Here is an 8,035-nt window from a genome sequence, read left to right as displayed (position 1 = left end):
GTGCATCCTGCTGTGATGCGCCGGGCGGCTTCTTCGTATCTTCCTAACGATATATAGCGGGTCTGAAGATGGAGGGGTTGTCGTAGTACTGAAAGGAAAATATAATGTAGCTACGTAGTTACATTATTTATGTTTTCATGTCGTGAGCAGCAAGGGGGAAATTATGACCGTTATGACCAGCCGCGAGTTCAACCAAAATCTCGCCAAAGCCCAGAAGCAGGCTCAGCAATCACCCGTTATTATCACTAAGCGTGGTGAACCCACCTATGTCCTTATGACCTATGAAGAGTATTCGCGTAGCCAGAATGAGAGCTCTTCCCTGTATGATTTCTTCGCAAACTACCCTCAACCTGCTGAAGGTATGGACCTGCCCGAAGAATTCCCCACGGCAGAACGTTCCGCACATCAGCGCCCCATTGTAGAGTTCTAGGGGACAACGATGTACCTGCTTGATACCAATATTATTTCTGAGTTGTGGAAGCTCTCACGCGGTAAGGCTGACCCTGTTTTTGAGTCGTGGTTTCGCCGTTATTCAGAAAAGCCACTCTATATTAGCGTCGTGACCCTTATGGAACTAGAGCGCGGTGTGCTTGCTATGGAGCGTAAAGATCCGATACAAGGTGCTTATCTGCGTGAGTGGTTTTTGGCAGTTCGAGAGAAATTTCAGAAACGAACTCTTGTCATTGACGGAGCTGTAGCTGATTGTTGTGCAGGGCTTCACGTGCCGGATAAAGCGCCGGAGAACGACGCATGGATCGCTGCAACTGCTTTGACTCATGGTCTTACTCTCGTAACGCGCAATGTCAAAGATTTTGAGCGTCTGCATGTTCGGCTCCTGAACCCCTTTGAGTGTGCAACCTAAGATGGCTGAAGCCCCGTAAGGAGCCGCCCGGTGCATCCTGCTGTGATGCGCCGGGCGGCTTCTTTCATATGAGCGTTTCTGAAAATACTCCGTAGCCTAGATTTTTCGCATGAATTTTAAAGAAAAACACCAAAATATTTAAAACGAGAGTTCAAATAAAAGAACTAAAAACTCTCCACAAAACCACACGGGGAAAAGAAAAACCTTTAATGCGGGTGATGCGGGTGACGAATCGAATCACGCCAATGAGCGCTCGACCCCAACCCAAAATGCAGAGCAAAAAACGTACCAAAACAGCAGAACCCAAACGCGCACGCCATATACACGCCGTAGGTCAGCATCATAAACTCAGAATCATGGCTCACTCCCGACGCGACATTCAACACCAATGAGACGCCCAGAATGACAAGCCACACAGCGCTCGCAGCCGCAATCAGCCACGAGATAGCACTCAGCACCGGGTGAGTCACCCTAAAGGTCTGCTCAGGGCCCTCAGAGGCGGGTACAGCGGCTATAGAAGCTGTAGCAGGGGCAGTAAGCAGAGCAGAAGAGCGCTGCGGAATATGCGCATCAGCATGCTGGCTAGAAGCCTGCGCAGGACGCTTTGCAGATTGCTGGGGGACGCCACCGGATTCGGGAGGGGGAGATTGATACGGTTGTTGCATTGCGGGCTCCTGCATATTTAGCCTTACGGGAGAAGAAACAGCCTAGTTCCTCATCTCGTAAGAAATGAGTGTCTGTGATAGAACGAAAGAATGTGGTGGAAAATATATTCTCTCTATATTTCAAGATTAGAAGCGAACCGTATAAAAAACGAGAGCATCAGCGAATAAGATGCAATATGACGCGAAAATTTCGAAAAATACAACAAAAAATCAATAAACCTCAACCTGAAGGTTCAGTGTAGGGTTATTAGACAGGGACCTTAGCCGTAAAACAACGGCACAGACACAGCAACAGCGAAAGGAACAAGCATGGGAATGATCCTCCCACTCCTCTACTTAGGGGTAGGCTTCGGACTCGCAATGTTGCTACCCGAGCACTGGGGCAACCGTCTGAAAGAAAGCGCCTCCGCCCTGCTGACCCGCTGGATTATCCCCACCGTCATCGTCTACATCGTCGCCACCAGCCGTCCCGAACTCTTCTTCATGGCAGCCTCCACCATGGTGCTCATGGCGCTTCTCGTACGCTGCGCCGCCTTCTTCACGAACGACCCGGTGCAACGGCTCGCCCTCGTCTACCTCAACGCCGGAATCTTCGGAATCCCCGTAGTCGCCAGCTTCTGGGGCGAGGAAGCCGTACGCCTCTACGTCGGCGCGTACATCGGCAACTCCGTCATGGGTAATATCCTCGGCACCTCACTCATGCGCAGAGAAACCAATACAGACGGACTCACGACTAGCCGAGCCAAGCCCACCCGAAAAGCTGTCACACACAAAGCTGCCGTCGGTGCAGTACTGCGGTCCCTGCTCACGAACCGCCCCATTATCGCCGTAGCAATCGGGCTGATATGCCTGCCCGCCGGACCGTTCCTCAACACCCACGCCGCCGGTATCTACCGGCTCATCACCTGGGTCTTCAGCTTCGTAGGGCTCATGGTGCTCGGCATGTGGTTGAGCACCGCTCGCCTGCACCGAACCGACCTAATACAAGCCCTCCGGTGGGCGCTACTGCGTGTCGTGCTCGTGAGCGTCTACAGCGTCGGCATACTAACCGCCGCACACTGGATGCACACGCACACCGGAGTGCATCTCGACCAGCTCCTGGCACACCCGCAGGTACTTTTTATCCTCGGAGTGCTACCGCCAGCCGCTAACATCGTCATTCTGGAAACCCACTACCGGCACGAAGGAACAGCCGCACCCATTATCGCCTCCGGAGCAGTCGTCAGCCTGGGAATGATAGCGCTCGCCGTGCCAATCCTGCAGCTCGTCTTCTCCAGTTGAGCAGAGCCTCCAGCTAAGCAGAGCCAAGAAAGCACGCCTGGACCATAAAGGAGACAACACAAAAGGAGGGCGGGGCATAAGCCTCACCCTCCTTCTGCTGTCTATCACCTTATCGGCACGCGGTAGCACTCAACGAGCTACAGCGCTTAGCGAACGATGTGGTACACCTTCGCCTCGTAGGGGCGCAGAGTCGAACCCGCGTCGTCCTTGTAGTTTGAGCTCACCAGCTCAACACGAGCACCAGCCTCACGAGCCTCAGAAAGCACAGCGAAGTCGCGCTCCTGCTCCTCGGCGGTGAAGTTCGAAACAACCAGCAAAGACTCATTCGCGGGGCTGCCATCCGCACCACCGGTACGGGTGTACGCGTACACAGCCTCATCCTCGTTGTGCGGAACCTGAACCGAATCCACCGGAGCGAAGGCTGCGTAAACCATCAGGTCCTTCAGCTTGCCGCGGCGCAGAGCCACCAGCTGCTGGTAGTGGTAGAAAATCGAATCCTCATCAGCCAGAACAGCCTCAGCATTAATCGCCGGGTAGTTCGGGTTCACAGCAATCCACGGGGTTACACCCTCGGGGCTGAAACCACCGTTAGCGGAGGCATCCCACTGAACCGGGGTACGAGCGTTATCGCGGCCCTTAATGTAAATCGCCTGCATCGCCTCTTCGTGGCTCAGACGCTTGTGGTCAACGTGCATGTCCTCGTAGAAGCGGATCGAGTCACCATCGCGGTAATCCTCAATCGAATCAAACTTCACGTTGGTCATGCCCAGCTCTTCACCCTGGTAAATGTACGGGGTGCCCTGCATGAAGTGCAGAGTGGTCGCCAGCTGCTTAGCGGACAGGGTGCGGAACTCATCCGAATCGTTACCGAAGCGGGAGACAACGCGCGGCTGGTCGTGGTTGTTCCAGTACAGCGAACCCCAGGCGTTACCCTCCAGGGTGGTCTGCCAGTCGTTCAGGATGCTCTTGAGCTCGGTCAGCTTGTACGGTGCGTAGGACCACTTGCCGCCCAGCTTGCCGTTCGGGTCGTTATCCACGCCCATGTGATCGAAGTGGAAGATCATGTTCAGCTCACCGGTGTGGTAGCCAGCCCACAGCTTAGCGTCCTCGGGGCTGGTCGCGCTGGTCTCGCCCACGGTCATCACGTCGTAGCGGCTGAAGGTCTCGCGGGTGAGCTCCTTCATCCACGGGTGCACCATGGTGCCGTTAGAGATAACGAACGGAATCGAGGAAGTGTGCTTCTCAAAGTCGGTGGAGGGGTCATCCGGGAAGCCCTCGGGCTTGGAGATGATGTTGATAGCGTCCAGACGGAAGCCATCAACGCCCTTGTCCAGCCACCAGCGGACCATGGAGTACAGGTCCTCGCGAACCTTCTCGTTCTCCCAGTTCAGGTCGGGCTGTTCCTTGAAGAAGATGTGCAGGTAGAACTGGCCGGTCGCCTCGTCCCACTCCCACGCCGGGCCGCCGAACTCGGACGCCCAGTTGTTCGGAGGAATCGGGTTGCCGTCCTCGTCGAAGCCCTTCGGGTCCTTCCAAATGTAGTAGTCGCGGTAGGGGTTGTCCTTAGAGGAGCGGGACTCCTTGAACCAGGGGTGCTCATCGGAGGTGTGGTTTGCGACCAGGTCCATCAGGATCTTGATGCCGTGCTTGTGAGCGGTCTCAAGCATCTCGTCAAAGTCTTCCATGGTGCCGAAGTCACTCATGATGGCGAAGTAGTCAGAGATGTCGTAGCCGTTATCCACGTTCGGCGAGTCGAACACGGGGGAGAGCCAAATGACGTTGATGCCCAACTTAGCCAGGTAGGGCAGCTTCTCAGTGATGCCCTTCAGGTCACCGATACCGTCGCCGTTAGCGTCGTTGAAGGAGCGGGGGTACACCTGGTACACCACGGCTTCCTTCCACCACTGGCGGCCTTCGTAGGAGGGAACCTCGTATGCCTCGGAGTTGCTCATAATTGCCTTTCTATACCGGCCATCCAGCCGAAAAGAGGAACAAATTTTGTCTGTGATTGAAGTATAGGGCGAAGAGGGACCGGAATGTCTGTATCTGGTCCCCCTTCGCACAGTATGAGTGGGGTACGGCTACTTGGCGTTACCGAAGAGGTACACCTTCGCCTCGTAGGGGCGCAGCAGGGTGCCCTCGTCGGTGAACTCGCGGTTCTCATCGCGATAGTTCGAGCTAATCAGCTTCGGGGTGTTCTCGATTGCCTTCAGCTCAGTCGGAGAGAGTGCCTGCGAGTTGGTCAGCACCACCGAATCCAGGTTGCCGCCCGCGTAGTTCAGCTGAACGGTGTCATCGGTGAAGTTCGCAACGACCAGCAGGGCGCGCTCGCCGGTTGCGGCGGCGTCCTCATCGGAGTTCACGCGCAGGTAGGCGTAAACCTGGTCATCCTCTTCATCCAGCAGGCGGTACTCGCCGGTCAGGACAATCGGGTGCTCGCGGCGCAGGCTAATCAGGTCACGGTAGTGGTAGAACACCGAATCCTGGTCAGCGAGCTCTGCCTCCGCGTTGATTTCGGTGTAGCGCGGGTTCAGCTTCAGCCACGGGGTGCCGGAGGTGAAGCCTGCGTTCTCGCCAGCGGTCCACTGCATGGGGGTGCGGGCGTTATCGCGGCCGGAGGCGCTGATGTAGCGAAGCATGTCCTCCGCGGAGACGCGGCCCGACTCTTCAACGTACTTGCGCCAGGAGTCGTGAATCTCCAGGTCGTTGTAGTCCTTCACATCGTCGAAGAAGACGTTGGTCATGCCCAGCTCTTCACCCTGGTAGATGTAGGGGGTGCCCTGCATCAGGTGCAGCACGGTGCCGAGCATCTTGGCGCTGACGGTGCGGTACTCGGGGGAGTCGTTACCGAAGCGGGAGACGGTGCGCGGCTGGTCGTGGTTGTTCCAGTACAGGGAGTTCCAGCCGCGACCGTGCAGGCCTTCCTGCCAGTGGGTGAGGACCTTCTTGAGGTCAACCAGGTTGAAGCGGCGGTCGGACCACTTGCCGGTCACGCCACCTTCGGAGGCGTCTACGTCCATGTGCTCGAACTGGAACACCATCTGCAGCTCGTTGCGGTCGAAACCGGTGTAGAGTGCGGCGTCGTCCACGGTCACGCAGGGGGTTTCGCCCACGGTCATGACCGGGTACTTGCTCAAGACCTCGCGGTTCATCTCCTGCAGGAATTCGTGCACGCGCGGGCCGTTCGCTGCGACAGCCAGGGAGTTGTCGAGGCCGCCAGCGAGGACTGCCGGGTCCTCGGGGAAGGAGAGGTCCTTAGAAATTAGGTTGATGACGTCCATGCGGAAGCCGTCCACGCCCTTGTCCAGCCAGAAGCGCATGATGTCGTAGACCTCTTCGCGGACCTTCGGGTTCTCCCAGTTCAGGTCGGGCTGCTTGACGGAGAAGTAGTGCAGGTAGAACTGGCCGGTCGCCTCGTCCCATTCCCACACGGAGGGGCTGAAACAGGAAATCCAGTTGTTCGGCGGAATCGGCTTGCCATCCTCATCGAAGCCCTTGGGGCCGCGCCAGATGTAGTAGTCGCGGTAGGGGTTGTCCTTGGAGGAGCGTGCCTGCTTGAACCATTCGTGCTCGTCGGAGCTGTGGTTGACGACCAGGTCCATCATGAGCTTGATGCCGTGCTTGTGCGCGGTTTCGAGCAGCTCATCGAAGTCTTCCATGGTGCCGAACTCGGTCATGATGGCACGGTAGTCGGAGATGTCGTAGCCGTTATCGTCGTTCGGGGACGCGTAGATGGGGGAGAGCCACAGCACCTGAATGCCCAGGTCGGCGAGGTACGGAATCTTCTCGGTGATACCGGGCAGGTCGCCGATGCCGTCGCCGTTGGAGTCGTTGAAGGAGCGGGGGTAAATCTGGTAGACAACGGGTTCCTGCCACCACTGGGTCTGGGTCGTCATTGTTCTTCCTTCCCTTGGTATGGATGAGTGTTGTGTGGTGCCGCTCTGCGGGCGGCTAACGTCTGATGCCCCTTTAGGACTGGCTGGTGAGGGGCGTAAGGAGGCTCTCCGGCGCCCAGCTGGAGGGGTCAATCTCTAGCAGCAGGCCGCTGTGGTCGGAGATCGCCTCGGGGGAGTTGTCACGGAAGACAACCGCGTGGGATACCACGTCGACCAGGCGGTCAGCGAAGACAAAGTCGATGCGCTTGGCATCCGTGCTACCTTCCCAGCCGGCGATTTCGCGGTGGACGGTGTTCTCGCCGTCGGTGTGCTCCGCTAGGGATCGGGTATCCACCATGCCGCTGGAGGTGACCAGCGCGTAGCCTTCATTGCTCAGATGTGCTGCGGAGTTGAAGTCGCCGCCGAGCAGTACCGGTGCGGTGCGGGCGCACTCGGCAAGCTCCTGCGAGAGGTGTGCGTATTCCTGCGCGAAGAGGGGCTCGCCGTCGAAGTCCCACCAGGACATGTGGGTGGTGGCGCACCAGAAGGTGCCCGTCTCAGTTTCGATGAGCGTTGCCTGTGCTGCGCGGCGCTGCACCTGGTGGTAGCCGTAGCCGGGGGACATATTGATGGGCTTGATACCGCGAATCGGCAGGCGCGAGAGGATAGCTACGCATTCGTCGTAACGGTCCCAACCGATGTGGGTTTCGGTGAGGGTCCACTCGTAAGTGGCACCCATTTCGTTGAGCGCCTGCACGAGCAGCAGGGCGTAGTTGTCTTCGCGGACCGGAACGCCGGCGCCGCCGCGGTAGTTGAGGGGCTCCTTCACCACGGGGGTGGAGGTGAGCTGGTTGACTTCCTGCAACGCAATGACGTCCACCTGCTGTTCAATAATGAACTTGGCGAGGGTACGGATCTTGGCAATCTGGTGGATTTCGCACCAGCTGTGCGTATTGAGGGTGAGGAAGCGCATGTATTAAGTCCGGGGTATGTGTGAGGTTGAAGAATGATATGCGCACCGCGTATTGAGGTGGTGAGTGTTTATGCACTCTGACCTCTATGGGCGCACTGTTTATGCTATCGATTCTGTGCGCTAGGTAATAGGGAAAAAGTCTCATCTGCAGCAAGTATTTTTAACCAGTGCCGGGATATGTTTCAGGTTCTGAAAAACTCTTTCAAAACTCACAGTTTTGGTACCTGTGGGCAGGTATGACCTGGCATTATTGTTTCTGTCTAAAACACATTCGGCATTTAGCGCACGCAGGATATGTGGCACCCGTCTCATATACTTTCGTTTGAGGGTATAAAGATACGGCGTTGCCACCGCAGACCGGCAACGATCGCCGGCACCT

General features: G+C 57.0%; 7 protein-coding genes. 3 read left to right on the top strand and 4 right to left on the bottom strand.

Annotated elements, in window-relative coordinates; genetic code table 11:
• Positions 1-163 precede the first annotated feature (163 nt).
• Positions 164-430, top strand: a complete 267-nt coding sequence (locus HMPREF2980_RS06670; protein WP_070593719.1) for a type II toxin-antitoxin system Phd/YefM family antitoxin — start codon at positions 164-166, stop codon at positions 428-430.
• Between the two features lie 9 nt (positions 431-439).
• Entirely contained in the window at positions 440-862 is a 423-nt protein-coding gene (locus tag HMPREF2980_RS09335; RefSeq protein ID WP_083301090.1) for a type II toxin-antitoxin system VapC family toxin, read from the top strand.
• Between the two features lie 206 nt (positions 863-1,068).
• On the opposite strand, the gene HMPREF2980_RS09445 is transcribed toward HMPREF2980_RS09335, so the two are convergent.
• Entirely contained in the window at positions 1,069-1,542 is a 474-nt protein-coding gene (locus HMPREF2980_RS09445; protein ID WP_141755950.1) for a hypothetical protein, read from the bottom strand.
• 830 nt (positions 1,543-2,372) lie between these two features.
• On the opposite strand from HMPREF2980_RS09445, the gene HMPREF2980_RS09740 reads away from it, so the two are divergent.
• Entirely contained in the window at positions 2,373-2,678 is a 306-nt protein-coding gene (locus HMPREF2980_RS09740) for an EspF repeat-containing protein (protein WP_141755949.1), read from the top strand.
• Positions 2,679-2,954: 276 nt separating this feature from the next.
• On the opposite strand, the gene HMPREF2980_RS06655 is transcribed toward HMPREF2980_RS09740, so the two are convergent.
• The 3 genes from HMPREF2980_RS06655 to HMPREF2980_RS06645 all read right to left on the bottom strand — a co-directional run bounded on the left by HMPREF2980_RS06655 (position 2,955) and on the right by HMPREF2980_RS06645 (position 7,656).
• Positions 2,955-4,760, bottom strand: a complete 1,806-nt coding sequence (locus HMPREF2980_RS06655) for a glycoside hydrolase family 13 protein (RefSeq protein ID WP_070690982.1) — start codon at positions 4,758-4,760, stop codon at positions 2,955-2,957.
• Positions 4,761-4,889: 129 nt separating this feature from the next.
• Entirely contained in the window at positions 4,890-6,704 is a 1,815-nt protein-coding gene (locus HMPREF2980_RS06650) for an alpha-glucosidase (protein WP_070690978.1), read from the bottom strand.
• A 73-nt stretch (positions 6,705-6,777) separates the two neighbouring features.
• Complete coding sequence (locus HMPREF2980_RS06645; RefSeq protein ID WP_049346414.1) at positions 6,778-7,656, bottom strand: endonuclease/exonuclease/phosphatase family protein; 879 nt, start codon at positions 7,654-7,656, stop codon at positions 6,778-6,780.
• Positions 7,657-8,035: the final 379 nt, after the last annotated feature.

This window comes from Rothia sp. HMSC076D04, from assembly GCF_001814645.1.
In the GTDB taxonomy this organism is placed as follows: domain Bacteria; phylum Actinomycetota; class Actinomycetes; order Actinomycetales; family Micrococcaceae; genus Rothia; species Rothia mucilaginosa.
Note: the sequence above shows the minus strand (reverse complement) of the source record. Positions and strands in the feature narration are given on the sequence as shown.

What these genes read in the sequence shown, in the direction of transcription:
- HMPREF2980_RS09445 (WP_141755950.1), bottom strand. Translation starts at nt 1,542, where the DNA reads ATGCAGGAGCCCGCAATGCAACAACCGTATCAATCTCCCCCTCCCGAA.
- HMPREF2980_RS06650 (WP_070690978.1), bottom strand. Translation starts at nt 6,704, where the DNA reads ATGACGACCCAGACCCAGTGGTGGCAGGAACCCGTTGTCTACCAGATT.
- HMPREF2980_RS06670 (WP_070593719.1), top strand. Translation starts at nt 164, where the DNA reads ATGACCGTTATGACCAGCCGCGAGTTCAACCAAAATCTCGCCAAAGCC.
- HMPREF2980_RS06655 (WP_070690982.1), bottom strand. Translation starts at nt 4,760, where the DNA reads ATGAGCAACTCCGAGGCATACGAGGTTCCCTCCTACGAAGGCCGCCAG.
- HMPREF2980_RS09740 (WP_141755949.1), top strand. Translation starts at nt 2,373, where the DNA reads ATGCCTGCCCGCCGGACCGTTCCTCAACACCCACGCCGCCGGTATCTA.
- HMPREF2980_RS09335 (WP_083301090.1), top strand. Translation starts at nt 440, where the DNA reads ATGTACCTGCTTGATACCAATATTATTTCTGAGTTGTGGAAGCTCTCA.
- HMPREF2980_RS06645 (WP_049346414.1), bottom strand. Translation starts at nt 7,656, where the DNA reads ATGCGCTTCCTCACCCTCAATACGCACAGCTGGTGCGAAATCCACCAG.